The organism is Saccharothrix sp. DSM 118769, from assembly GCF_052936295.1.
This window is the reverse complement of the sequence record NZ_CP193627.1, coordinates 2,597,267-2,621,935: the sequence shown is the minus strand read 5'-3', so window position 1 is coordinate 2,621,935 and position 24,669 is coordinate 2,597,267. Positions and strand designations below refer to the sequence as shown.

Genomic DNA, 24,669 nt, shown 5'->3' with positions numbered 1-24,669 from the left:
GGAGTTCCGTTCTCGCCCCGGGACACCGGGGGTGGGGATTGAAACGTTTTACAGGAGTGGCCGAACCGTAGGTGACACCGCGCACGTCGGTCAAGGGGTGCTTCCCAAACGATGACTTGAAGCGTTACACATAGCAGCGGAACATCCGGTTCGACGTCCCGGGAGACGCCACGTGCACCAGCAGAACCACGACGCCCCCGCGCGGGTGACCGCGCCGACCGCGGAGCACCACCGCGAGGCCCTGGGCATCGGCGAACCGGCACCGCGCCTGTCGTGGACGGTGGACGACCCGGCCGGCGGGTGGGCGCAGGCCGCCTACGAGGTGGAGGTGTCCCGGGTCGGGGCGCCCGGCACCGGCGCGGGAGGAGCGGTCAGCCGCCACCGGGTCGAGTCGGGCGAGTCGCGCCTGGTGCCGTGGCCGGCCGAACCGCTGGGGTCGCGGGACCGGCGGGTGGTGCGGGTGCGCGCCCGGGGCCGCGACGGGCGGGTGACGCCGTGGAGCGCGCCCTCGGCGGTGGAGGCGGGCCTGCTGCGCCCGGGGGACTGGACCGCGCGCGTGGTCTCCCCCGCCGTCGAAGCCGACCGGCCGCCGCTGCTGCGCGCGGAGTTCACCGTGGGCGGACCGGTGGCGCACGCCCGCGCCTACACCACCGCGCACGGCGTGCACGAGCTGCGCCTCAACGGCGCGCCGGTGGGCGACGACGTGCTGGCGCCGGGGTGGACCAGCTACCGCGAACGGTTGCGCTACCGCACCCACGACATCACCGGGCTGCTGCGCCCCGGCCGCAACGCGGTCGGCGTGGCGCTGGCGGACGGCTGGTACCGGGGCAGGCTGGGCTTCAACGGCGGCACGCGCGCCGTCTACGGCGACCGCGTCGGCGCGCTGGCGCAGCTGGAGATCACGTACGCCGACGGCACGCGGCAGGTCGTGGGCACCGACGGCTCGTGGCGCGCGGGCACGGGCGGGCTGGTGTCCGCCGGCCTGTACGAGGGCGAGCACTTCGACGCCCGCCTGGAACCGGTGGGCTGGGACGCGCCGGGGTTCGACGACTCGGCGTGGGGACCGGTGGAGGCGGTCGAGCGCGACCCGGCCACGCTGGTGGCCCCGACCGGGCCGCCGGTGCGGCGCACGCGGCTGCTGGCCCCGGTGTCCGTCACGCCCAAGGGCGACGGCCGGTTCCTGCTGGACTTCGGGCAGAACCTGGTGGGGCGGCTGCGCGTCCGGGTCACCGGCGGGGCCGGGCGGGAGATCACCCTGCGGCACGCCGAGGTGCTGGAGGACGGCGAGCTGTGCGTGCGCCCGCTGCGCGGCGCGGTGTCGGTCGACCGGTACGCGCCGCGCGGCGACGGCGCGGAGGAGTGGGAACCGCGGTTCACCTTCCACGGCTTCCGCTACGCGGAGGTCTCCGGCTGGCCCGGTGACCTGGTCCCGGCGGACGTGACGGCGGTGGTGTGCCACACCGACATGCGCCGCACCGGCTGGTTCGCCTGCTCCGACCCGGCGCTGGAGCGGCTGCACGAGAACGTGGTGTGGAGCATGAGGGGCAACTTCCTCGACATCCCCACCGACTGCCCGCAGCGCGACGAGCGCCTGGGCTGGACCGGTGACATCCAGGTCTTCGCGCCCACCGCCGCGTTCCTGCACGACTGCGCCGGCCTGCTCACCTCGTGGCTGGCCGACCTGGCCGCCGACCAGCTCCCGGACGGCACGGTGCCGTTCTTCGTCCCCGCGATCCCCACCCTGCCCGAGGGCGAGTGGTACCCGGCCTGGCCGGGCGCGGTGTGGGGCGACGCCGCCGTGCTCACCCCGTGGGTGCTGCACGAGCGGTTCGGCGACCGCGGCGTGCTGCGCGCCGCGTACCCGGCCGCCCGCGCCTGGGTGGACCTGGTGGCGTCGCTGCTGGACGAGGACGGCGTGTGGCGCCGGGGCCGCCAGCTGGGCGACTGGCTGGACCCGGCCGCGCCGCCGGAGGACCCGTGGGCCGCGCGCACCGACCCGCACCTGGTGGCCACGGCGTACGCGGCGCTGTCCGCGCGGACCCTCGCCGACACCGCGCGCGTGCTGGGCGAGACCGCCGACGAGACCCGCTACCGGGCGCTGCACGACCGGGTGCGGGCCGGGTTCGCCCGCGCCTACCTGCGGCCCGACGCGCCCGGCACGCCCACCGGCCTCGCGCTCGCGCTGCGCTTCGACCTCGTGCCCGACGACCGGCGCGACCGGGTGGGCCGGCGGTTGGCCGAGCTGGTCCGCGCCGACGGCCACCGCGTCGGCACCGGCTTCGCGGGCACCCCGGTGGTCCTCGACGCGCTGGCCGGCTCCGGTCACCTCGACGACGCCTACCTGCTGCTGCTCCAGCGCGAGTGCCCCTCCTGGCTGTACGCGGTCGGCCTGGGCGCGACGACGGTCTGGGAGCGCTGGGACTCGATGCTGCCCGACGGCACGGTCAACCCCGGCGAGATGACCTCGTTCAACCACTACGCCCTGGGCTCGGTGGCCGACTGGCTGCACCGCACCGTCGCGGGCCTGTCCCCCGCCGCGCCCGGCTACCGCCGCATCCGCGTCGCGCCCCGTCCCGGCGGGGGCCTGACCGCCGCCTCCGCCGAGCACGACACCCCGTACGGCCGGGCGCGGGTGTCGTGGCGGCGGGAGGGGGCGGAGCTGACCGTGGAGGTCGTCGTCCCGGCGAACACCACGGCCGTCCTCGACCTCGACGGCCGGGAGCCGCTGCACGTCGGGCCCGGCGCGCACCGCGTCACCGCGCCGTGCCGGCCCGCTCACGAGGACCCCGGCCCGGGTACGATCCCGGTTCGCACAACCGCGGTGGAGGTCTGACGGTGTCGACGGTGGGCATCAAGCAGGTGGCCGCGACCGCCGGGGTCTCCACGGCCACCGTCTCCAACGTCCTCAACCGCCCCGACCGGGTCGCCCCGGTCACCCGCGCCCGGGTCCTGGCGGTCATCGAGCAGCTGGGCTACCTGCCCAACGCCGCCGCCCGCACCATGGTCAGCGGGCGCACCAAGGCCGTGGGGCTGGTCGTGTTCGACGTGCGCAACCCGTTCCTCACGGACGTGGCGCGCGGCTGCGAGGACACCATGCTGGAGTTCGACAACGCCGTCATGCTGTGCAACAGCGACGTCTCCCCGGACAAGGAGCGCCGCTACCTCGACCTGATCACCGAGCAGCGGATGCAGGGCGTGCTGATCAACCCGGTGGACCCCACCCCGGCCTGGGTCGCCGGGCTGCGCGAGCGCGGGCTGCGCGTGGTGCTGCTGGACAACGTCGCCGACCTGCCCGACGTGTGCTGCGTCGCCGTCGACGACGTGGCGGGCGCCGAGCAGGCCGTCACCCACCTGCTCGGGCGGGGCCACCGGGACGTCGCCTTCGTCACCGGGCCGATGACCATGCGGCAGTCCGTCGACCGCCGGGCGGGCTCCCTGCGCGCGCTGGAGCGGGCCGGCCGGTCCCCCGACGACCTGCGCACCGTCGAGGTGCGCGCGTTCACCGTCGAGCAGGGCCGCCGCGCCGCGGAGCGGCTGCTGGCCGGGACCGACCGCCCCACCGCGGTGTTCTGCGCCAACGACCTGCTCGCCCTGGGCGTCATGCAGGTCGCCCTGCGCGGCGGCCTGACCGTCCCCGACGACCTCGCCCTGGTCGGCTACGACGACATAGACGCCGCCGAGACCGCCGCCGTGCCGCTGACCTCCGTCCACGTGGACGGCTACGAGCTGGGCCAGGCCGCCGCGCGGCTGCTCGCCGACGAGATCGACCTGGGCCCCGAGCACGTGCACCGGCGCCGGGTGTTCGAGCCGAAGCTGGTGGAGCGCGCGTCGTCGTAACGCGGTCACGGCCTCGTCCGCGGGCGGCGGCGGGCGGGCGGCAGGGGCGTCGCCGCCGTCCCCGCCACGACCGTGCCGGCCAGCGCGCCGATGCCCTCGACGGTGAGGGTGACGACGTTGCCGGGCCGCAGCGGCGGCCGGTCCGACCCCCGGCCCCACAGCTCGGCCAGGCAGCCGCCGTTGCCGCAGGTCCCGGAGCCCAGCACGTCGCCGGGCCGCACGAGGGTGCCGCGCGAGGCGTAGGCGGTCATCTCCTCGAACGTCCAGCTCATGTTGGACAGCAGGTCGGAGCCGACGACCTCGCCGTCGACCTCGGCGGTCAGCGCGAGCCGGAGCAGGCCGTCGGTGTCGCGGAACGGCTCCAGCTCGTCGGGGGTGACCAGCCACGGGCCGAGCGTGGTGGCGGTGTCCTTGCCCTTGCACGGCCCCAGGCCCACCGCCATCTCGGCGTGCTGGAGGTCGCGGGCGGACCAGTCGTTGAGGATCGTGTAGCCGGCGATGTGGTCGCGCGCCGCCTCGGGGGTGAGGTCGCGGCCCTCGCGGCCGACGACGGCGGCGACCTCCAGCTCGAAGTCGAACCGGGCGCACCCCGGCGGGACGGGCACGTCGTCGTGCGGGCCGAGGACGGCGTGCGGGTTGGTGAAGTAGAACGTCGGCGCGGCGTACCACCGCTCCGGCACGCCCGCGCCCGCCCGCATACCCTCCACGTGCTCCTCGAACGCGACGAAGTCGCGCACCGAGGGCGGTCGGAGCGGCGCGAGCAGCCGCACCGCCGAGACGTGCGGTCCGGGCGGCCCCTCCAGGGCGGCGGCCCCGACGGCGGGCAGCTCGCCCAGGACGTCGACCAGGGACGCCGCGTCGAGCGGGTGCAGCAGGTCGGCGTCGTCGAGCACGCCGACCTGCTCGCGCCCCTCGTGCCGGTAGGTCGCGAACCTCATGCCGTCACACCGGCGGGGCGACGAAGCAGCCGCGGTCGGGGTCGTTGAACGACTCCTTGGCGACCAGCTCGTTCATCGGGTTGGCGGTGCCCCACTGGTCGCTGACCTCGGGGCGGGACAGGTCGTACACCTGGGGGTGCCAGCTGTCCTCGTCGAGCTGCTCCAGCTCGGTGGTGTACTCGACGGTGTTGCCGTGCGGGTCGAAGAAGTAGGAGAACGTGTTGTCGCCCGCCAGGTGCCTGCCGGGTCCCCAGATCTTGCGCACGCCCGCGCGCAGCAGCCGCCCGGTGCCGCGCATGTACTCGTCCACGCCGCGCAGCTCGAAGGAGATGTGGTGCAGCGAGGTGTGCGGGCCCTTGGCGACGGCGAGGCTGTGGTGCTGCGGGTTGATCCGCATGAAGTGCATCAGCTCGCCCACGTGCGGGGAGCTGAGGGTGTCCGACAGCGCGAACGACAGGTGCCGCTCGTACCAGGCGCGGGTGGCGCCGAGGTCGGGCGAGTTGAGCACCACGTGCGAGAGCCGGACCGGGATGGACTCCTTCTCCTCGACGCGGCGGTGCCGGCGGACCTCCACGTCGGCGGAGACCTCGACCGTGCGGCCGTCGACGTCGAAGAACCGGAAGCCGTAGCCGCCGCCGAGCGTGCCGAGCCGGTCGGGCGTGCTGATGAGCCGCACGTCGGCGGCGATGAGCCGCTCGGCGAGCGCGTCCACGTCGGCGGGGGTGGCCGCGCCGAACGCGATGAGGTCGAGGCGCTTCTCCTCGGCCTTGCGCAGGCGCACCACGTACTGCTCGGGCGAGCCCTCGGCGGCCAGGAAGCTCAGGCCCGAGTCGTTCGCGACCTCGGTCAGGCCCCACACGCCGGCGTAGAACTCGCGCTGCTTGTCGTAGTCGGGCACGGCGAGGTCGACGTGCCGCAGGTGGGTGAGCAATCGCCTGGTCACCGGGTCTCCTCCAGGTTGATCAGGGCGGCGGCGTTGCCGCCTCGGACGGCGTGGAAGTCGGGTTCGGGCAGGTCGGCGGCGCGCAGGGCGGCCACCGGGTCGTCGGCGCCCATGTCGAACGGGAAGTCGGAGCCGAGCAGCACCCGGTCCGCGCCGGCGACGCGGACCAGCTCGCGCAGCACGCCCCCGTCGTGGACCAGCGAGTCGAACCACAGGCGCCGCAGGTAGTGGCTCGGCGGGTGGGCGCAGCCGTGCGCGTCGGGGCGCACCCGCCAGGCGTGGTCGGCGCGGCCCAGGTGGGTGGGCAGGTAGCCGCCGCCGTGCGCGGCGACGACCCTGAGGCCGGGGTGGCGGTCCAGCACGCCGGAGAACACCAGGTGCGACAGCGCCACCGCGTTCTCGACGGGCTGGCCGACGCTGTTGGACAGGTACCAGCGGTCCAACCGCTCGTCGAGCGTGCAGCCGAAGGGGTGCAGGAACACCACCGCGCCGGTCTCGGCGGCCAGCTCCCAGAACGGCTCGTAGGCCGGGTCGGACAGCTCGCGGCCCGGGGCGTGGCTGCCGATCTGCACGCCCGCCAGCCCCTCGCCCAGCGCGTGGTCGAGCGCCCGCACGGCCAGGTCGGGGTGTTGCAACGGCACCAGGCCCAGGCCGCGCAGCCGGTCGGGGGCGTGCGCGCAGTGCTTCGCGGTGGCGGTGTTGGCCGTCTCGTACACCGCGCGGGCGACCTCGCGGTCGGCCCAGTAGTGGTAGTGCGAGGGCGACGGGCTGACCAGCTGCACGTCCACGCCGGCGATGTCCATCGCGGCCAGCCGGTGCACCACGTCGGTCAGCAGCCGCAGCCGGTCGCGGACCATCGCGCCGCTGACCGCCAGCGCGTCCGGCCCGTTGCGGCGGGCGTCCAGCTCGCGGGCCCCGGCGCGGCCGGGCGCGTCGGCGACGAGCAGGTCCACCTCGGGGAGCAGGACGTGCGCGTGCACGTCCACGGTCGGCGCGGACGCAGGCGCGGTCACGGCGGGTGCTGCGGGCGTTGCGGGTGCTGCGGGCGTTGCGGGCGCGGTGGGCGTTGCGGGCGCGGTCACGGCTTCGCCGCCAGGACACCCGCGGTGCGGCCCATCAGGCCGGGCACGTCGGCGTCGCGCACCCCGTCGAGCAGCCACCGACCGAGCTGCACCGAGGCGTCCACGACCGTGCGCACGCGCGGGTACCGGCGGTCGCGGTAGGCGGTGAGCACGGCGTCGTCCCAGGTGTCGTGCGCGGACAGCAGCTCGGTCAGGACGAGCGCGTCCTCCAGCGACATGGCCGCGCCCTGGGCCAGCGTGGGCGGGCAGGCGTGCGCGGCGTCGCCGACCAGCACGACCCGTCCCCGGTGCCACGGCCCGTCGACGAGCAGCCGGTCGAACCACGTGTAGTTGACCACCGCCGGGTCGGTCAGCGCGGCCCGGATCTCCGGCCACGGTCCGCCGTAGCCCTCGGCCAGCCGGCGCATCTCCTCGGCGTGGGCGCCCGGGGCGACGGCGTCGCGGTCGCGGTTGCGCTCGACGAGGTAGGCGTAGGCGGTGTCCGGCCCGGTCGGGCAGCAGCCGGCGATGAAGCACGACCCGCCGTAGATCATCCGCGTGTGCTCCAGGCCGGTCGGGCGCGGCACGGGGGCGCGCCAGATGGCCATGCCGGTCGGCACGGGCACCTCCTCGACGCCGATCAGCCGGCGCGTGGCCGAGTTGAGGCCGTCCGCGCCGACGACCAGGTCGTAGCGCCCGGTCGTGCCGTCGGAGAAGGCGACGTCCCCGCTGCCGGGGTCGAGCGCGGTGGCGGTGACGCCCAGCCGCACCGACGCGCCCGAGGCGCGCACGGCGTCGATCAGGATGCGCTGGAGCACCGGCCGCCGCATCCCCACGGTGGCGGGCAGGTCGTCGCCGCCGAGGCGACCGCCGCGCTGCACGGCGAGCACCGCGCCGTCCGGGGCGAGGAGGCCGAGCTCGTCGAACGGGAACCCCTCGCGCAGCACGGCGTCGAGCACGCCGACCTCGCGCAGGACGCGCAGGGCGTTGCCCTGGACGGTGATGCCGGAGCCGGCCGTGGCGTTCCAGTCCTCTTCGGACTCCACGAGGTCCACCGCGTGCCCGGCGCGGCGCAGCAGGACGGTCAGGGCGTTGCCGGCGGTGCCACCGCCGAGGACGAGCACGGTGCGGGTCATGGCGACTCCTCGCTACTTGACGGCGACGGGGTTGACCGGTGAGCCGACGGCCCCGGTGATGGGCAGCGGCGCGGCGGTCAGCCAGAACTCGTGCACGCCGTCGGCGGCGCAGTCCTCGGCCAGCGCCTCCAGGTCCCACATCTCGCCCACCAGCAGCCCGATGTGCGGGATGACGACCTGGTGCAGCGGTTGGAAGGCGTGGTCGAACTCGTTGGGCCGCACCTCGAAGCCCCACGTGTCGGTGGCGACCGCGGCGATCTCGGTGCGGTGCAGCCACGACGCGGTGGTGAACGACAGGCCGGGCGCGGGCCCGCCCGCGTAGTCGCCCCACCCGTCGCGCTTGGCGCGGGCCAGCCGCCCGGTGCGCACGCACACGATGTCGCCCCGGCCGACCCGCACGCCGTGGGCGCGGGCGGTCTCGGTGAGGTGGTGCTCGGTGATGGCGAAGCCGTCGGGCAGTTCGCCACCACCGACGACCCGGCCGACGTCGAGCAGCACGGCGCGGCCGGCGACGTGCGCGGCCATGTGCTCGATGCCGGTGACCTGGTCCCCGGCGGAGGTGACGGTGGTGGCCGCGTCACGCCCGTTCCACGCCCGGCCGTGGTCGAAGATGTGCCCGAGGCCGTCCCACTGCGTCGAGCACTGCAGCGGCATGGAGATCACGTCGTCCGCGCCGCCGATGCCGTGCGGGAAGCCCTGGAGGCCCGCCGCCGCGTCGGTGCCGGTGTCGAGCATGGTGTGCACCGGGTTGGTGCGCCGCCGCCACCCCTTCTGCGGACCGTCCATGTCGAAGCGCAGCGACAGCGAGAAGCTCGCGCCCCGCCGGACGAGGGCCGCGCCCTCGCGGCGCTTGTCCTCGGTGAGGAAGTTGAGCGTGCCGAGCACGTCGTCCTCGCCCCACCGGCCCCAGTTGGAGCAGGTCCTGGCGGCCTCCGCGACCGCGCCCTCCGGGTCGTCGCGGTTCACGCGCCCCCCTCGGCGACGCACCGGGTGCGCTGGACGCCCAGGCCGGTGATGGTCGACTCCATCACGTCGCCGTCGCGCAGCAGCCGGCCGTGGTGGATGCCGTTGCCCGCGGGCGAGCCGGTCAGCACGAGGTCGCCGGGCAGCAGCCGGGCGGTCTGCGAGGCGTAGGACACGACCCGCGCGACGTCGAAGATCATGTCCTCGGTGGACTCGTCCTGCATGGTCTCGCCGTTGAGCTTCAACGTCAGCCGCAGGTCCGACGGGTCGGGCACGAACTCCGCGGGCACCAGGTACGGGCCCACCGGGGTGAAGCCCGGCGCGTTCTTCGACCGGAACCAGTCGGTGCCGATCTCGCGCATGTCGGTGCGGAACACGTGGTCGCGGGCGGTGAGGTCGTTGGCGATGGTGTAGCCCGCGACGTGCTCCAGCGCCCGGTCCGGGGACACCCGGTGCGCGGGCCTGCCGATGACCGCGGCCAGTTCCAGCTCCCAGTCCGGCTGCGCGCACCACGACGGCAGCACCACGTCGTCGTACGGGCCGGTGATCGCCGAGGGCAGCCCGGTGAACACGTACGGCTGGTCCTCGCGCGCCCGCCGGTCCATGATCGCGGCGGCCCGCTCCCGCGCCTGCTCCTCGGTCTCGGCCGAGCCCTCCGGGCGGTGGGCGACGACGAGGTCGATGACGTGCTGCCGGTAGTTCGCGCCGGACTGGACCACCTGGCGCGGTTCGACCGGGGCGTGCACCCGCAGCCCGCCGAGCGGTCGCCACTCGCGGTGGCCGTCGCGGGCCAGGCCGTGCAGCGCGGGCAGGGCCTCGTCCCACCGGTCGAGCAGGGCGCGGGCGGACGCGGGTCGCCACGGCAGCGCCCGTTCCAGGTCCAGCACCCGTTCCCCGACGACCAGGCCGGGGAACGGCGGCGCCCCGTCGTCGGAGAAGGTGCCGAGCGCGAACCGGACGGGTTGCGTGGGTGTTGCCATCAGGTGTCCTCCCGTGTCGTGAGGACTACTGTGACGCGGGTCAAAGGATCGCGGAAATGAATGTTCGTGATGCACCGCATCCACGCGGTGGATGCCTGGAGGCGCGGTGAACCTGTCGAACCTCGACCTCAACCTCGTGGTGGCCCTGCGGGCGCTGCTGGAGGAGCGCAACGTCACCAGGGCCGGGCAGCGGATCGGCCTGACCCAGCCCGCGATGAGCGCCGCCCTGGCCCGCCTGCGCCGCCACTTCGACGACCCGCTGCTGTCGCGCACCGGCTCCCACTACGACCTGACCCCGCTGGGCGCGGTGCTGCGCGACCGGGCCGCCGCCGCGTGCGAGGTGCTGGAGCGCGTGTTCAGCAGCCAGGCCACCTTCGACCCGACCACCGAGAGCCGCGAGTTCACCATCCTGACCTCGGACTACGGCGCGAGCGTGTTCGGCGTGGCCCTGGCCCGGGTGCTGCACGCGGAGGCACCCGGTGTCCACCTGACCTTCCGCCAGACCTCCCCGACCCTGCTGGACAACGTGGGGACCCTGCTGAGCACGGTGGACGGGCTCCTCATGCCCCACGGCGTCCTGGACGACTTCCCCTCCGTCGGCCTCTTCACCGACACGTGGGTCTGCCTGGTCGCGGACGACAACCCCGAGGTCGGCGACGAGCTGACCCTCGACGACCTCGCCCGCCTGCCCTGGGCCGTCTACCAGCGCGCCTACGACGCGCCCGTGACCCGCCAGCTGAGCATGCTGGGCATCAGCCCCCGCGTGGACGTCTCCGTCCCCTCGTTCCACCTGCTGCCGCCGCTCGTCGCCGGCACCCGGCGGGTGGCCCTGGTGCAGCAGCGCCTGGTCGAGCACTTCCCCGCGCCCGGCGTGCGCGTGCTGCCGTGCCCCTTCCCCGCCGTGCCGCTCCAGGAGGCGCTGTGGTGGCACCCGGTGCACGCGCAGGACGCCGGGCACCTCTGGCTGCGGGAGACCGCCGAACGGGTCGGCAGGGTGATCGACGCCGCCTGAGGCGAGCGCCGCCCGTGAGCAGGGCTGCCCGGCGTCAGGGCCGCCCGGGGCCAAGGGCAGCCCGGGGTCAGGGGCAGCCCGGGGTCAGGGGCAGCCCGGGGTCAGGGGCAGCCCGGGGTCAGGGGCCGCGCCGGATCGTCACCAGCGCGATGTCGTCGGTGGCGGGCCGGTCGCCGATCAGGGTGGCCATGATCCGGGCGCACGCCGTCTCCGGCGCCACCGGGGAGACGACCTGCCGGAGCAGCTCCAACCGGTCGTCGAGGTCCTGGTCGCGGCGCTCCACGAGGCCGTCGGTGTACAGCGCGACCAGCGCGCCGGGCGGCAGGTCGACGCCGGCGCCCCGGCGGCCCGCGACGCCCAGGTGGTAGCCGATGGGCGGGCCGAGCGGGGCGTCGACGAAGGCGGGGTCCCGGCCGGGCACGGCGAGCACGGGCGGCAGGTGGCCGGCCAGGGCCAGCTCCGCGCGCGAGGTCGCCACGTCGATCACCGCGTAGGCGACCGTGGCCATGGTGTGGGCCTCGAAGTGGCTGGCCTTGCGGTCGAGCTTGCCGAGCACCTCCGCCGGGTCGTCGAACTCCAGCGCGTAGGCGCGCAACGCGCTGCGCAGCCGTCCCATGACGATCGCGGCGGGCAGGCCGTTGCCCACCACGTCACCGATGACCAGGCCGATGCGCCCGCCGGGGAGGCCGAACACGTCGTACCAGTCGCCGCCGACGCCGCTGTCCGCGCCCGGGACGTAGCGGGCGGCCACCTCCCAGCCCGCCGTGACGGGCAGGCGCCCCGGCAGGAGGCTGTCCTGGAGCATGGCGGCGGCCCGCTCGGACCGCGACCGGTGCACGTGCGCGGCCGTCGCCAGCCGGTCGGCCACCAGCCGCAGCAGCTCGACCTCCTCGTCGGTGAACCGGCGTGGCGTGGTGCTGCCGACGTGCAGCACCCCGGTCAGCTCGCCCTGGGCCACCATCGGCACGCCCAGCAGGACCGCCAGGCCGCGCTCCCACAGCAGGGGGTTGATCACCGTCGACTCGTCGACGCGCTCGATCTGCACGGGTTCGCGCAACCGCGCCACCCGACCGGCGAACCCGGAGCCCACCGGCACCCGGGTGCCCTGGAAGACCTCCTCCTCCAGGCCGGACGTCGCCCGGGCCACCAGCTGCTCACCGGCGGCGTCGGCCAGCAGGACGGTGACGGTGTCCACCGCGAGCAGTTCGCGGACCTGCCGCAGCAGCACCTCGAAGAGCTTGTCCAGGTCCAGTTCCCGCAGCGTGCTGTCGGTCACCGCCTCCAGTACCCGCAGCCTGGTCCGCGCACGTCGCGCACCGCTCATCCGCCATCCCCGTCCGAACCCCGACCTGTCACGCGGAGTGAGAGGCCCGATTACCCACGGGTGCCACACAGCCGACGTCGAGCACACCAGCCTACCCCGACGGGGTGCGCGCCGTGGCCGCCGTGCTCCCCGGTGCGCACGAGTCGGAGCCGCGGCGCCCCGTCGGGGAGCGCCGCCCGACCGGACGGGGACGTGCGGGCGACCCGGCGACCCGGGGCCCCGATCGGGTGGCCCGACCGGGTGATCCGCCCACCGGCGGTACCCCGTCCGGCCGGACGCCGGCCGGCGTGCGCACCGGTTGAGACGCCCGCGCCGACCTGGCCGCGATGACTTCGTTCGTGGTGTTGACCAGCGCTCCGGCACCTCGGCAGACTTGCGCGGTGCTCGGTCGGGATCACCCGGGAGAGTGGACCTCCGCCACGGTCCCACCGGGTTCCCGACGTCGTGCGGGACCGGCCGTCGAACGGCCTTGGCGGGACCTCTGGAGGAGAGCCTCTCGTGGGTAGCTCATTGCGTTGCACGGTCATCGTCCCGACCTACAACCGGAGGCGGTTGCTCGAACTCACGCTCGACTCGCTCGCCGCGCAGGACCTCTCCCGCGACCGGTTCGAGGTGCTGGTGGTCGACGACGGCTCCGACGACGGCACCGAGGCGGCGGTGCGCGCTTTCGAGGACCGGTTGGACCTGCGGTACTTCTACCAGCCCGACGAGGGGTACCGGGTCGCCGCGGCGCGCAACACCGGCATCCGGCACGCGAGCGGCGAGGTCTGCGTCTTCGTCGACTCCGGGGTGCTGCTGCACTCGACGAGCCTGGCCGCGCACGCCGCCGCCCACGCCGCCGCCCGGGAACCGTTGGCGCTGAACGGGTACGTGTACTGCTTCAACCTCGACAACGAGGACGCGGAACTCATCCGGAAGGTCGTCGACGTCGACGACGTGGACGCGTCCATCGAGTCGATGGCGCGGACGGGGTCGTGGCCGGACGTGCGCGAACCGTTCTACGCCCGCTACTCCGACGACTTCGGCCACCTCCCGGCCCCGTGGTTGATGTACTGGACCTGCCACGCGTCGGCGCTGACGGAGCAGGTGCGCTCGATCGGCATGTACGACGAGGCGCTCCGGCAGTGGGGCGGTGAGGACCTCGACCTCGCCTACCGGCTGCACCGCGACGGCGCCCGGTTCGGCGTGCTCCGGGAGGCCGAGTCCATCCACTACCCGCACGACAAGAACCACGAGGACAACAGCAGGGCCGCCCTGGAGAACTACCGCTACATCGCGGAGAAGTACCGGACGCCGATCACCCGGCTGCTGGTCGAGGTGCCCGCGATCCGCTTCTCCGCGTTCAACGACGTCGTCGAGGAGCGCGGGCTCCCCCGCTGCGCCGACTACACGCGGGACGGGGTCGTCGGGTAGATGGCCGGCACCGGGACCCCCGCCTGGGTCGGCACCGCGCGGGAGCAGTTCGCCGCCCGGCGGGAGATCGCCCGGCTCCTGCCCCGCGCCGGCGGCCGGCCGGTCGCCGTCCTGGTCGTGCTCGAACTGCTGCTCGGGTGCCTCCCGGTCCTGTTCACCGCGGCGACCGCGGTGCTGCTCGGCCGGGTCCCGGCGGCCGTCGGCGCGGGCCTGGGCTCCGGCGCGTGGGACTCGCTGGTCGCGGTGTTCGGCGTCGCGGCCGGCGCGTTCGTCGCCCGGCAGCTGATCGCCCCCGCGGAGCGGGCCGTGGGCGAGCTGGTGACGCGCCGGGTCGACGGCCGGGTGTTCGACGAGCTGATGGCCGCGTCGCTGCGCAGCCCCGGCCTCGGCCCGCTGGAGGACCAGGAGGCGCTCGACGCGCTCCGGTCCGCCGCGCGGGAGGTGGAGTTCGGCGTGCAGAGCCCCGGCCGGGCGGCCACCGGCCTGCTCGCGCTGGTCGCCCGGTACACCGAGCTGACCGGCTACGTGGTCGCGGTGGGCGTGGTGTTCTCGTGGGCCGCGGCGGCGGCGCTGGCGGTCACCGTCGCGCTGTTCCGCCACGGCCAGCGCGGCGGGCTGCGCCGGTACGCGAGGACCCGGTCCCTGCTCGCCGCCGACCAGCGCGAGACCGACTACCTGCGCGAGCTCGCGGGCGGGGCCGCCGGCGGCAAGGAGATCCGGGTCTTCGGCCTGCTCGGCTGGCTGCGGCAACGCCTGCGGGACACCCACCTCCGCTTCCTCGACCCCCTCTGGGCCGAGCGCCGCGCCGTCTACCTGTGGCCGTTCGCGCGGTTCTCGGTCGTGGGCCTCGCGGTCGCCGGCGCGGTGTTCGCGGCGCTCGGCGCGACGGCGCGCGAGATGACGCTCACCGGGTTCGTGCTCGTCGCGACGGCGACCCTGGGCGTGCTGCGGCTGGCCGAGCACTACCCGGAGGCGGACCTGCCGACCGCGATCGGCATGAGGGCGCACGACGCGGTGCGGCGGTTCACCGGGCACGTCGACGCCCACGAGGAGCGGGCCGGCGGGCAACGGGCCAACGGGGAACGGGCCGCCGGAGCCCCGGCCAACGGGGAACGGGCCGGCGGGGGACGCGTCCGGGCCGCGCGGCGGTCGGTGCCCGAGCCGGTCGGCGCCATCCGGTTCGAGCGGGTGGGCTTCCACTACCCCGGCCAACGGCGGATGATCTTCGACGGGCTGGACCTGACCATCCCCGTCGGTCGCTGCACGGCCGTCGTGGGCGTGAACGGCGCGGGCAAGACCACCCTGGTCAAGCTGCTCGCCAGGCTCTACGAGCCGACCTCGGGCCGGATCACGCTCGACGGCGTCGACATCCGCGAGTTCCCGGTCGACGAGTGGCGCGCCCGGCTCGGCGTGATCTTCCAGGACTTCGTGCGGTACGAGGCGTCCGTGGCGGACAACGTCGCGCTCGGCGCGGTCGGCCACCTGGGCGACCGGGCCGCGATCCGCGAGGTCGTCGACTCGGTCGGCCTCGGGGAGGCCGTGGCCCGCCTCCCCCTCGGGCTGGACACGCCGCTGGCGCGGCACCTCACCGGCGGGACGGAGCTGTCCGGCGGCCAGTGGCAGCGCGTCGCGCTGGCGAGGGCGTTGTTCGCGCTGCGCCACGGTTCCCGGGTCGTCGTCCTGGACGAACCTACGGCGAGCCTGGACGTGCGCGCGGAGACCGGTTTCTTCGAGGAGTTCGCCGACCTCGCCGCCGGCGCGACCACCCTGCTGATCTCCCACCGGTTCTCGACCGTGCGGCACGCCGACCTCATCGTCGTCCTCGAACGCGGCCGGGTCACCGAGCAGGGCGGCCACGCGGACCTGCTCGCCCGCGACGGGCGCTACGCGGAGCTGTTCCGGTTGCAGGCGGACCGGTTCGTCGGCCGGGTCGGCGGGGTGGCCGGGTGAGGGTCCTGGTGGCCGGCGCGTGGACCGTGATCGCCACGGCGTGGCGGTTGAACCCCCGCAAGACGGCGCTGGCGGTGGTCCTGATGACGGCCGGCGCGGTCGCCGCCCCGCTGCTGGCGGGGGCGCTCGGGTGGATGACCCGCGAGGTCGTCGCGGGCGCGACGGGGCGGGCGGTGCTCGCCGGCGTGGTCGTCGCCGTGCTGGCGGTGATGGCGCTGGCCCTCGCGCACTTCGCCCACCTCGCCTACTACGAGCTGGCCGAGCTGGCCGAGCTGGACTTCGACGAGCGCGTGATCGAGGTGTCCAACGGCTCCGCCGGCATCGAGCACCACGAGCGGGCCGAGCACGCCGACACGTGGACCGTGCTGCGGCAGGAGGGCAGGCAGTTCCGCACCGGCCTCGAAGCGCTGCTCAACGGCGTCGGCCTGGTCCTCGCGGTGGCGCTCACCGCCGTCCTGCTGGCCGTGCAGAACCCGTGGCTGCTGCTGCTCCCCGTCGCCGCCGTGCCGCCCCTGCTCGCCGGCCGCGCGGCCGAGCGGGTGCTCGACCGGGCCAGGACGGCGACCGCCGAGCCGACCAGGACCGCGCTCAACCTGTTCCACCTGGCCACCTCCGCCCGCCTGGCCGGGGAGCTGCGGGTGTCCCGGGTCCAGGACGAGCTGCGCGCCCGGCACGACCGGCTGTGGGACGAGGCGACGCGCGGCCTGTGGCGCGCGCACCTGACCGCCACGTGGGTGCGGGCCGCCGGGCAGGTCGTCTTCGCGCTCGCCTACGTCGCGGGCGTGCTGCTCGTGGTGCGCGACGCGGTGGCCGGGCGGCGCGGTGTCGGCGACGTGGTGCTGGTGGTCGTGCTCGCCGCCCAGGTCAACCAGCAGGTCTCCACCGCCGTCGCGCTGCTCCAGGACCTCCAGCGGATGGCGGGCGCGTACCGGCGCCTCACCGAGGTCACCGCGCTGGTGACCGGGCCCGACCCGGCTCCTCCGCGCCACTCTCCGCCGCACCGGCTGCGCGACGGGATCGAGCTGTCCGGGGTGGCGTTCACCTACCCGGGCACCGACGCGCCCGTGCTGCGCGAGGTGGACCTCCACCTGCCGGCCGGCGCCACCGTCGCGATCGTCGGCGAGAACGGGGCGGGCAAGTCGACGCTGGTGAAGCTGCTGTGCGGGTTCTACCGGCCGTCGGCGGGACGGGTCCTGGTCGACGGGGCGGACCTGCACGGCATGTCGGTCGACGAGTGGCGCACGCGGGTCGCGGCCGGGTTCCAGGACTTCGTCCGGTACGAGTTCGCGGCCCAACTGGTGGTGGGCCTCGGCGACCTGCCCAGGGCGTCGTCGGAACCGGCCGTCCGCACGGCGCTGGAGCGCGCCGACGCCACCGGCGTGCTGGACGACCTGCCCGACGGCCTGCGCACCCACCTCGGCAAGAGCTACGCCGACGGCGCCGAGCTGTCCGGTGGCCAGTGGCAGAAGCTGGCGCTCGGCCGGGCCATGATGCGGGACGCCCCGCTGCTCCTCGTGCTCGACGAGCCGACGTCGGCGCTGGACCCCGAGGCGGAGCACGTCCTGTTCGAGCGGTACGCCGACCACGCGAGGCGGGTCGCCGCCCGGACCGGCGGGATCACCGTCTTCGTGTCCCACCGGTTCTCCACGGTGCGCACGGCCGACCTGATCGTCGTGGTGGAGGACGGCCGGGTGGTGGAGACCGGCGACCACGCCGCGCTCACCGCCGCGGCGGGCCCCTACGCGGAGCTGTTCGCGCTCCAGGCGAAGGCGTACGGCTGACACCCCGCGCCCCCGGGCCCGGACGGGGTGTCAGCCGGTCTGCCGGCGCACCACCTCGGCGATCCAGACCGGCGCGAACGGCGAGGTGCAGTTCGGCGGCGTCGGGTAGTCCTTGAGCACCTCCAGGCGCTCGCCGATGTCGACGGCGCGGGCGCGGTGCTCGGCGTGCTCGATGCCGATCTGCGCCAGGCAGTGGTTCATCGCCCACTGGAGGCGGTCGGGGGCGTCGCGCATCTCCGCCTCGATGACGTCGAGCAGCCCGGGCAGGTCGAGGCCCTGGGGCTTCCTGGCCACGCGTTCGGTGGTCAGCGCCCACCCGGCGCTCGCGACCACCGGGTCCGGGTCGGCGGACCAGGCCAGGCGCAGCTCCTCGGCGTGCGGGCTCTTCTTCACCACGTAGTTCACGAGCCAGTCGTGCACCTTGGGCGTGCGGGCCTCGCGCAGCATCGCGTCCAGCCGGTCGCGGTCGAACGCCTTCGGGCGGCAGACCAGGATCGCCAGCAGCCGCGCCGCGCCGTCACCCGTCGCCCACAGCCGGAGCGCGAGTTCCTGCTGCGTCTTGAGCCGCTTCGCGAGGGCGCGCAGCTTGCCGAGGTTCACCCCGTGGTCGTCGCCGTGCTTCTCGTTCACCTCGCGGGCCCGGGGGTCCTCCAGGGCGGCCAGCTCGGCCATCACCTCGGTCACCGTCGTCCCGGCCGCCGTCGTCCCGGCCGCCGTCGTTCCCGCCGCCGTCGTCCCCGCCGCCGTCGTCCCCGCCGCCTCGGCCACCCCGACCCCCACCCTCGTCGACATCCGGCCACGAGGAAACCACACGGGGAGCCGGGCGTGTCCCCCGGCCGCGACGAGGTGCCCGCGTCGGCGGTGCGGAGGTCCGGCCGCCGGGTCCGACCGCTCGCCGAGCGGCGCCCCGCCCGCCCGCCGCCGTGGGGCGGGCGGACGGGGCGTGGTGCCGGGTCAGGACGCGGTGCAGGTGAGGACCGGGGTGCCGGCGGTGCCCGAGGCGACGAAGCCGAAGGTGCCGGAGGCGCCCGGGGCGAGCGAGCCGTTGTAGGCCGCGTTGCGGGCGCTGACCGAGGTCCCGCTCGTGGTCGCGGTGGCGCCCCAGATCGAGTTGATCCGCTCGCCGGCGGCGAAGGACCAGTTCACCGTCCAGCCGGTGACGGCGGTGGACCCGGCGGTCACCCGCACCTCGGCCTGGTAGCCGCCGGACCACTGGGAGGTGGTGCGGAAGGTGGCCGAGCAGGTCCGGGCCGGGACGTCGGTGGGCGTCGTCGTCGTGCTGGTCGGCGTGGTGGTCGTAGTAGTGGTCGTGGTGGTCGTCGTGGTGGTGGTGGGTTGACCGCCGCCGGTGAAGTTGACGTCGCTGCAGAAGTAGTAGGACTGGTCGAGGTGACTGGCCTGCCAGACCGTGAACAGGACGTGGTGGCCGGTGCGGCCGGGGGCGTCGACCTCGACGGGCGTCCTGCTGCCCGTGGGGATCTTCCCGGTCTGGCCGACGAGTTCCAGGTCGCTCCAGCGCGGCTTCTGCGTCTTCGGGTCGAAGCCCTGCTTGGTGGCGTAGACGCGGATGTAGTCGGCGCCGTGGGAGGACTGGTCGTTGAGGTTGAGGGTGAACCGCGAGGGGCGGTCCACCGCCTTCCAGTCGCCGGGCTCGTCGAAGGCGGCGTAGCGACCGCCCCAGGTCAGGCCGCCGCTGCACAGCTGCCCGTCCGGGAGGGCGGCCTGGTGGTCGCCCGCCACGTTCTCGCGGAACAGGCCGTTCCAGTTGTACATCGCCGACGGGTCGGCCTGCCAGGCCCGGTAGCACTGGGGGTCCTCGGCGGCCGTCTGCGGCGTGGGGCCGTTGGGCCAGCGCAGGTAGCAGCCGTAGTGGCGCGCGGGCGGGTCGCTGACGGCGCCGTGGGCGGAGGCGGTGCCCGCGCCGAAGGTGACCAGCAGGGTGGTCAGCAGCGCCAGGCAGGCGCCGACCGCCGCCGCCACCCGCCAGGCGGAGTCGGGTCGGGAGGGGACCCTCACGGTCAAGGAGCCCCGGAACTCGCTGGGAGCGCTCCCGGAAGAGTGCAGCATGTGAACCGCCAAATCTTCGTTGATCGACGACGTGGACGTGCGTGGTCCCGGCCCGTGGGCCGGGACCCCTTCACTGTTCTGGGAGCGCTCCCAGAACAGTGAGTGTCGGGATCAACGGGTACCGCCGGCATCCGCCATTCGAGTGGACGTTGCGCAAACCGGCCGACCGGCCCGGTTCGCGCCGGGCAACGGGGGGCACGGCGGCCCCCGTTCGCCCCAGTGCGCGGTCCGCGCCACCGCGGACGCCCCGAGCACCGCGGTCCGCGCCGGGACCGGACTCGCGGTTCGGCGTCGAAGAAATGCACCGGCCCGTGGCGGGCAATTCGACGGGAAAGCGATCCGGGGACACCGGAAAATACCGCTCACCTCATTCCGGACGTCGGGTCGACCACCGCGGTGGTCGACCCGACGGGGCGTTCAGCGGCGGGCGAGGGTGATGACGGAAAGGGTGCCCGAACCGGAATTGGTGACCAGGACGTAGCGGTGACCGGGACCGGGTGCGGACCAGTGCGCGTCCAGGCCCACGGCGACCTCGCCGAGCACCTCGTTAGTGCGGGTGTCGAAGGTGACGACGGTGCCGGTGTCGTCGGGGCCGGTGCCGGCGTTGACCACGTACGCGATCCGCCCGCCCGCGGCCAGGGTGATGCCGCGCGGCTTGCTGCCCACGGTGATGGTGGCGGTGACCTCCCGGGTGCGGACGTCGACGACCGAGACGGTGCCGGCGATGGTGTTGCTGATGTAGGCGGTGCGGTTGTCGGGGGTGATGAGCACGCCGCGCGGTTCGTCGCCGACCGGGATGGTGGCGACGGCGGTGTAGGTGGCGGTGTCGACGACCGAGACGGTGTCGGCGTCGGAGTTGGCCACCCAGGCGTACCGGCCCCCGGCGGTGAACTGCACGCCGCGCGGCGCGTCGCCCACCGGGATGGTGCGGGTGACGGCCTGGGTGCGGGTGTCGATCACGGTCACCGCGTCGGAACCGGTGCTGCTGACGTAGACCTCGCGGCCGTCCGGCCTGAGCGCGGCCAGGCGGGGCGCGTCGCCGACCGGGATGGTCTTCACCACGGCCCGGCGGGCGGTGTCGATCACCGACACGGTGTCGGCGTCGCGGTTGGAGACGTAGGCGTACCGGCCGGGCCGGTCGAAGGCGATGCCGTAGGGGAAGTCGCCCACCGGGATGGTGGCGACCTCGGCCCGGCGGACGGGGTCGACCACCGACACGGTGTCGGAGCCGCCGTTGGCGACGTAGGCCAGCCGTTGGTCGGGGGTGAACACGACCGTCCGGGAGTTGGCCCCGATCGGGATCGTGCCGAGTTCGACCGGTCGCCCGGTCGCGGCGCCGGCCGCGGCGGTGGCCGGCGTCGCGAGGAGCAGGGTCGCGGGCAGCAGGGTCGTGGCGAGCAGGAGCAGACGGCGCAACGGGATCGTCCCCTCTAGGCGGTGGTGGATCGGGTGCGCAGCCGGTGCCGGGCCGCCGCGTACAGGCCCGCACCGATGACCAGCGCGACCGGCAGCACGTAGTCGCCGTCGCGCTCGACGAACTGGAACCACTCCTGGCCCACCAGGGGCCGGAGCAGTTCGGTGACCAGCTTCCAGCCCAGCACGAACCACAGCAGCGGCGCCGCCGGGCGGACCAGCACGGCGAGGCCGAGCAGGATCTCGAACGCGCCGAACCACACCATCAGGTTCGCCGAGTCGACGGTGGCGCGCTCGACGCCGAAGAAGGCGAAGTACTTGTAGAAGTACGCCTTGTTCTCGAACAGGGCGAACCCGCCGTGCCCGATCAGCAGCAGCGCCAACCCGCCCCGGGCGGCCCAGTGCGCCCCGACCAGGGCGCGGTCGGTGACGTGCTCGGGCAGGGTGCCCGGGGTGAACCAGCGGCGCAGGGACCACCCGCCGCCGCCGACCAGGACCAGCAGGGCCAGGGGCATGCCGTAGTTGCCGCCGCGCTCCAGGAACTCCCACCAGCCCTCGCCCACCGCGGGCCGGAGCAGGGCGGTGAACACGCCCCACACCGTGGCGTGCAGCAGCACGACGCGCAGCGGGAAGAACAGCACGAGCAGCCCGACGGTGATGTCGATCGCGCCCGTGACGTACATCAGCCAGCCGACGGCGACGTCGGGGGAGATGCCGAACAGGTCGTAGTAGGGCAGCCAGGCCCGTGATCGGCTCAACCCGGCCCAGCCGTGGCCGAGGTACTCCACGGCGACGCCGACGCGCAGCAGCCAGTACAGCTTGGTCAGGACGGACGACTGCGCCCACCGCTGCGACAGCGCGGCGCCGGTCGTGCCGATCGCTTCTCTCGTGGTCACGGATTCCCCCAATTCCCGAGGGCGGAACTGTTCGACCGAATTGAAAGTACGCACCCGGGCCGGATTCGGAATCGACAGGAGGACGTAACTCGAACTGCTCCGGATGACCCGTCGGAAAAAGAACTAAATTGATTTTCCACATGCGGGTGCGCTGCGTTTTCCGGGGGAAATCGCAGTGGGCGCGCGGGGCCGTGCGCCACCGCCGCGTCGGCCGCTCGCCGACCCGGGGTGGGACTGGGGGGTGGCTTCGGGTGCCTCCCGTGTTCCATGGTGTGGACGGTCTTGCTGGCAGCTAAGCACCTCAACGAGGATTGCCTCAATGGAACTCGACACAAATCTTCGGACTCGGGCGGCGGTGCACCACGCCCTGTCCGACCCCGTGCGGCTCGGCATCGTCGACCTGCTCGCGGTCGGCGACCGGTCGCCGGGCGAACTGGGCGACCGGTTCGGCCTCACGTCCAACCTGCTCGCCCACCACCTCAAGGTGCTGCGCGAGGTGGGCCTGGTAGAGCGCACGAAGTCCCACGCGGACGGCCGGCGCGCCTACGTGCGGCTCACCCCCGAACCGCTCACCGGCCTGCACACGACGCCGAGCGTGACCGCGCCGCGCGTGGTGTTCGTCTGCACCCGCAACGGCGCGCGCTCCCCCCTGGCCGCCGCCCTGTGGAGCACCCGCAGCACCATCCCGGTCACCTCCGCCGGCACCCACCCGGGCCGGGGGATCAACCCGCGCGCCGCGGCCACCGCCGAGCGGCACGGCCTGGTGCTGGAACGGCGGACCACCGCCCACGTGCGCGACGTCGTGGAGCCCGACGACCTGGTGGTCGCCGTGTGCGACGGCGCGTTCGAGGAGATGGGCCCCGCCGACCGGCACGTCCACTGGTCGGTCCCCGACCCCGGCCCGGTGGACACCGACGAGTTCTTCGAGGACGTCCTCGCCCGGCTCGCCCACCGCGTCGACCGCTTCGCGGCGATCGCGCACACCCCCTGACCCCGGGAGGACCGCCGTGCCCGACTGCCCCTACTGCGACCCCGCCGGACCCGACCCCCGCGGCCGGGTGCACGACGACGAGCACTGGCTGGTCGCCCACGGCCCGGCCGACACCGCGATGACCGGCGCCCTGCGCGTCACCTCCCGGCGGCACTTCACCGACTTCGCCGAGATGACCCCCGCCGAGTCGGGGTCCTTCGGCCCGCTGCTGACCCGCCTCGACACGGCCCTGCGCGCGGTCACCGACGCCGAACGCGTCCACGTGGTCTCCACCCGCGACCGCGTCCCGCACTTCCACGCCTGGCTCTACCCCCGCCCGGCGAGCCACCCGCTGCGCGGCACCGCCTTCCTCGACGCGCCGCAGCGGACCACCCCGGAGGAGGCCGAGCGCACCGCCGCCGCCCTCCGCGAGCACCTCGCGGTCCGGTCCCCCGGTACCTGACCGGGCGGACGAGCTGATCGGCCGCGTGCGCCGCGAACGCCGCACCCGCCGGGTCGCCGCGGCCGTGGTCGCGCTGGGCGTCGGCGTGCCCCTCGCCGTGCGGCCGGGACCCGTTCCCCGGCAGGCGACCGAGGTGACCGGCCCGACGTCCTCGACCACCCGGCCATGCCCGGCGGCACGGTGGTCGGCCGGACCACCGCCCCGGTGCGGGGCACCACCGCCGAGGTCCTCCGGACGACGGACGGGGACGGGGTCGAGGTGGTCCGGCGGGGGGCACCGGCGAGTGGGTCGTGGTGCGGTCGCGCACCCTGCCCGAGGCCGAGGACGTCGCCTGCGCCCAGCGGCTGCCGCCCACCCCCCGGCCCATCCCCGCGCCGCTGGGGTTCGCCCGGGTGCCGGCGGGGACGCGCGTCGTCACCTCGATCCCCGGACCGGGGGACGAGTTCGTCACGTTCGCCGCTCCGGAGACCGGCGGCCCCGCCCGCCGGGTCGGCGTCAGCCGGGTCGCCACCGGGGTCGGCGAGCTGGGCACCCCGGTCCCGGTCGGCGACCGCACGGGCCGGCTCGTCGGGACCCCGGGGCACGAGGACCCTGCGGGTGCCGCTGCCCGGGCACGGCAGCCCCAGCGTCACGGTGCCCGACGCCGCCGGCCTCAGCCAGGAGGAGCTGACCGGGTTCGCCCCGGGGTCACCGACCCGTGAGGCCGGCGGCCCCCGGGATCGCGGCCCGCGCCGGACGCCGCGGCGCTACTCCCGGGCCGCGGCCTGCGGGCGGGCCACCTCGACGGCGACCTTCCCGCCGACGCGCAGCGCCATCGTCCTGGTGGGCTCCGCGGTGAAACCGGCCGCGGCGACGCGCCGGGACACGGCGTCGCCGACGTTGTCCCGCAGCTGCTCGCGCACCCGGGCGCGCTGACCGCGGCCGTGCCCGCGTCCCGGTCCGTGCCCGTGCCCCCGCCCGTGCTCGTCGAGCGTGGCGTCGGCCAGGACCAGCACGCCGTCCGGGCGCAGCACCCGGCGCACCTCGGCGAGCAGGGCGTCCTTCGAGGCGGTGTCGAGGTGGTGCAGCATCAGGCTGGAGAAGACGCGGTCGAACGAGCCGTCCGGGTGGGGCAGCTCCTGGGCGAACCCCCGGTCCAGCCGCACGGCGAGGCCGGCGCGGCGGATCTTGCGCCCGGCGCGGGCCAGCGCCTTCGGGTCGGGGTCCAGCCCGACGAGTTCGACGCGGGGGTGCCGCTCGCCGATCGAGCGCAGCAGGTTGCCCGTGCCGCAGCCGACGTCGAGCACCCGGTGCCCGTCGCGCAGCCCGGCGAGCGTGATCATCGCCTGGTGCACCGGGCGCAGCCCGAAGACGTGGTGCACCACGTCGTAGAGCGGCAGCAGGTAGTGCTTGCCCAGGCCGGGGACGTAGTCCCGCTCGGCGGGCGGCTGGGACGTTCTTTCGGTCATGCCCCCATCGTGACCGCCGGGATCACCCGAAATCTGTACCGATCTGCGGTTCCGGTGGGACGATCCGACGGTGC

The 24,669-nt window shown here is 74.9% G+C and carries 21 protein-coding genes; 9 read left to right on the top strand and 12 right to left on the bottom strand.

Annotation, left to right across the window (positions count from 1 at the left end; genetic code table 11):
• The first annotated feature begins 172 nt into the window (after nucleotides 1-172).
• Nucleotides 173-2,833, top strand: a complete 2,661-nt coding sequence (locus ACRAKJ_RS12155; RefSeq protein ID WP_438925130.1) for a family 78 glycoside hydrolase catalytic domain — start codon at nucleotides 173-175, stop codon at nucleotides 2,831-2,833.
• 11 nt (nucleotides 2,834-2,844) lie between these two features.
• Nucleotides 2,845-3,837 (top strand): substrate-binding domain-containing protein, encoded by a 993-nt coding sequence (locus tag ACRAKJ_RS12150; RefSeq protein WP_438925129.1) that lies wholly within the window; start codon nucleotides 2,845-2,847, stop codon nucleotides 3,835-3,837.
• Nucleotides 3,838-3,842: 5 nt separating this feature from the next.
• Here ACRAKJ_RS12150 and ACRAKJ_RS12145 read toward each other — a convergent pair whose 3' ends face one another.
• The 6 genes from ACRAKJ_RS12145 to ACRAKJ_RS12120 all read right to left on the bottom strand — a co-directional run bounded on the left by ACRAKJ_RS12145 (nucleotide 3,843) and on the right by ACRAKJ_RS12120 (nucleotide 9,858).
• Nucleotides 3,843-4,775: a fumarylacetoacetate hydrolase family protein gene (locus ACRAKJ_RS12145; RefSeq protein ID WP_438925128.1), complete on the bottom strand. Its 933-nt coding sequence runs from the start codon at nucleotides 4,773-4,775 to the stop codon at nucleotides 3,843-3,845.
• Nucleotides 4,776-4,779: 4 nt separating this feature from the next.
• The gene (locus tag ACRAKJ_RS12140; protein WP_438925127.1) at nucleotides 4,780-5,718 is read right to left on the bottom strand and encodes a VOC family protein; all 939 of its coding nucleotides are present in this window, start codon (nucleotides 5,716-5,718) and stop codon (nucleotides 4,780-4,782) included.
• The gene (locus ACRAKJ_RS12135) at nucleotides 5,715-6,731 is read right to left on the bottom strand and encodes an amidohydrolase family protein (protein ID WP_438925126.1); all 1,017 of its coding nucleotides are present in this window, start codon (nucleotides 6,729-6,731) and stop codon (nucleotides 5,715-5,717) included. The genes ACRAKJ_RS12140 and ACRAKJ_RS12135 overlap by 4 nt, the downstream gene beginning before the upstream one ends.
• A 65-nt stretch (nucleotides 6,732-6,796) precedes the next feature.
• On the bottom strand, nucleotides 6,797-7,915 hold the full coding sequence (locus ACRAKJ_RS12130) for an FAD-dependent oxidoreductase (RefSeq protein WP_438925125.1): 1,119 nt from the start codon (nucleotides 7,913-7,915) through the stop codon (nucleotides 6,797-6,799).
• Between the two features lie 12 nt (nucleotides 7,916-7,927).
• A complete protein-coding gene (locus ACRAKJ_RS12125; protein WP_438925124.1) occupies nucleotides 7,928-8,881 on the bottom strand; it encodes a cyclase family protein in 954 nt (317 codons plus the stop codon).
• Nucleotides 8,878-9,858 carry a fumarylacetoacetate hydrolase family protein gene (locus ACRAKJ_RS12120; RefSeq protein WP_438925123.1) on the bottom strand — a complete coding sequence of 327 codons (981 nt, stop codon included), beginning with the start codon at nucleotides 9,856-9,858 and terminating at the stop codon, nucleotides 8,878-8,880. The genes ACRAKJ_RS12125 and ACRAKJ_RS12120 overlap by 4 nt, the downstream gene beginning before the upstream one ends.
• Before the next feature lie 106 nt (nucleotides 9,859-9,964).
• Between ACRAKJ_RS12120 and ACRAKJ_RS12115 the strand changes: the two genes are divergently transcribed.
• Complete coding sequence (locus ACRAKJ_RS12115) at nucleotides 9,965-10,870, top strand: LysR substrate-binding domain-containing protein (protein ID WP_438925122.1); 906 nt, start codon at nucleotides 9,965-9,967, stop codon at nucleotides 10,868-10,870.
• Nucleotides 10,871-10,988: 118 nt separating this feature from the next.
• Here the strand turns inward: ACRAKJ_RS12115 and ACRAKJ_RS12110 are convergent, their stop codons facing one another.
• On the bottom strand, nucleotides 10,989-12,194 hold the full coding sequence (locus ACRAKJ_RS12110; RefSeq protein ID WP_438925121.1) for a SpoIIE family protein phosphatase: 1,206 nt from the start codon (nucleotides 12,192-12,194) through the stop codon (nucleotides 10,989-10,991).
• Between the two features lie 498 nt (nucleotides 12,195-12,692).
• Between ACRAKJ_RS12110 and ACRAKJ_RS12105 the strand changes: the two genes are divergently transcribed.
• Genes ACRAKJ_RS12105 through ACRAKJ_RS12095 form a run of 3 tightly spaced genes read left to right on the top strand, consistent with a single transcriptional unit; the run spans nucleotide 12,693 to nucleotide 17,338 of the window.
• Nucleotides 12,693-13,607: a glycosyltransferase gene (locus ACRAKJ_RS12105; protein WP_438925120.1), complete on the top strand. Its 915-nt coding sequence runs from the start codon at nucleotides 12,693-12,695 to the stop codon at nucleotides 13,605-13,607.
• Nucleotides 13,608-15,557 (top strand): ATP-binding cassette domain-containing protein, encoded by a 1,950-nt coding sequence (locus ACRAKJ_RS12100; protein WP_438925119.1) that lies wholly within the window; start codon nucleotides 13,608-13,610, stop codon nucleotides 15,555-15,557. It abuts the gene before it with no gap.
• The gene (locus ACRAKJ_RS12095) at nucleotides 15,554-17,338 is read left to right on the top strand and encodes an ATP-binding cassette domain-containing protein (protein ID WP_438925118.1); all 1,785 of its coding nucleotides are present in this window, start codon (nucleotides 15,554-15,556) and stop codon (nucleotides 17,336-17,338) included. The genes ACRAKJ_RS12100 and ACRAKJ_RS12095 overlap by 4 nt, the downstream gene beginning before the upstream one ends.
• Nucleotides 17,339-17,368: 30 nt before the next feature.
• On the opposite strand, the gene ACRAKJ_RS12090 is transcribed toward ACRAKJ_RS12095, so the two are convergent.
• The 4 genes from ACRAKJ_RS12090 to ACRAKJ_RS12075 form a co-directional block, all read right to left on the bottom strand.
• A complete protein-coding gene (locus tag ACRAKJ_RS12090; RefSeq protein ID WP_438925135.1) occupies nucleotides 17,369-18,010 on the bottom strand; it encodes a DNA alkylation repair protein in 642 nt (213 codons plus the stop codon).
• A 282-nt stretch (nucleotides 18,011-18,292) separates the two neighbouring features.
• A complete protein-coding gene (locus ACRAKJ_RS12085) occupies nucleotides 18,293-19,354 on the bottom strand; it encodes a lytic polysaccharide monooxygenase (RefSeq protein ID WP_438925117.1) in 1,062 nt (353 codons plus the stop codon).
• A 468-nt stretch (nucleotides 19,355-19,822) separates the two neighbouring features.
• Nucleotides 19,823-20,821: a YVTN family beta-propeller repeat protein gene (locus ACRAKJ_RS12080; RefSeq protein WP_447008935.1), complete on the bottom strand. Its 999-nt coding sequence runs from the start codon at nucleotides 20,819-20,821 to the stop codon at nucleotides 19,823-19,825.
• A 14-nt stretch (nucleotides 20,822-20,835) separates the two neighbouring features.
• Nucleotides 20,836-21,714, bottom strand: a complete 879-nt coding sequence (locus tag ACRAKJ_RS12075) for a hypothetical protein (protein ID WP_438926874.1) — start codon at nucleotides 21,712-21,714, stop codon at nucleotides 20,836-20,838.
• Nucleotides 21,715-22,033: 319 nt separating this feature from the next.
• On the opposite strand from ACRAKJ_RS12075, the gene ACRAKJ_RS12070 reads away from it, so the two are divergent.
• The 3 genes from ACRAKJ_RS12070 (at nucleotide 22,034) to ACRAKJ_RS12060 (ending at nucleotide 23,848) form a co-directional block, all read left to right on the top strand.
• Entirely contained in the window at nucleotides 22,034-22,705 is a 672-nt protein-coding gene (locus ACRAKJ_RS12070; protein ID WP_438926873.1) for a metalloregulator ArsR/SmtB family transcription factor, read from the top strand.
• A 16-nt stretch (nucleotides 22,706-22,721) separates the two neighbouring features.
• Entirely contained in the window at nucleotides 22,722-23,147 is a 426-nt protein-coding gene (locus ACRAKJ_RS12065) for an HIT family protein (RefSeq protein ID WP_438926872.1), read from the top strand.
• Nucleotides 23,148-23,437: 290 nt separating this feature from the next.
• Entirely contained in the window at nucleotides 23,438-23,848 is a 411-nt protein-coding gene (locus ACRAKJ_RS12060) for a hypothetical protein (protein WP_438926871.1), read from the top strand.
• Nucleotides 23,849-23,893: 45 nt separating this feature from the next.
• Here ACRAKJ_RS12060 and ACRAKJ_RS12055 read toward each other — a convergent pair whose 3' ends face one another.
• A complete protein-coding gene (locus tag ACRAKJ_RS12055; protein WP_438926870.1) occupies nucleotides 23,894-24,595 on the bottom strand; it encodes a methyltransferase domain-containing protein in 702 nt (233 codons plus the stop codon).
• Between the last annotated feature and the right edge of the window lie 74 nt (nucleotides 24,596-24,669).

Bases quoted from the DNA above. Each gene is read 5' to 3' on its own strand.
- ACRAKJ_RS12145 (WP_438925128.1), bottom strand. From the start codon at position 4,775: ATGAGGTTCGCGACCTACCGGCACGAGGGGCGCGAGCAGGTCGGCGTG.
- ACRAKJ_RS12130 (WP_438925125.1), bottom strand. From the start codon at position 7,915: ATGACCCGCACCGTGCTCGTCCTCGGCGGTGGCACCGCCGGCAACGCC.
- ACRAKJ_RS12120 (WP_438925123.1), bottom strand. From the start codon at position 9,858: ATGGCAACACCCACGCAACCCGTCCGGTTCGCGCTCGGCACCTTCTCC.
- ACRAKJ_RS12110 (WP_438925121.1), bottom strand. From the start codon at position 12,194: ATGAGCGGTGCGCGACGTGCGCGGACCAGGCTGCGGGTACTGGAGGCG.
- ACRAKJ_RS12100 (WP_438925119.1), top strand. From the start codon at position 13,608: ATGGCCGGCACCGGGACCCCCGCCTGGGTCGGCACCGCGCGGGAGCAG.
- ACRAKJ_RS12090 (WP_438925135.1), bottom strand. From the start codon at position 18,010: ATGGCCGAGCTGGCCGCCCTGGAGGACCCCCGGGCCCGCGAGGTGAAC.
- ACRAKJ_RS12070 (WP_438926873.1), top strand. From the start codon at position 22,034: ATGGAACTCGACACAAATCTTCGGACTCGGGCGGCGGTGCACCACGCC.
- ACRAKJ_RS12055 (WP_438926870.1), bottom strand. From the start codon at position 24,595: ATGACCGAAAGAACGTCCCAGCCGCCCGCCGAGCGGGACTACGTCCCC.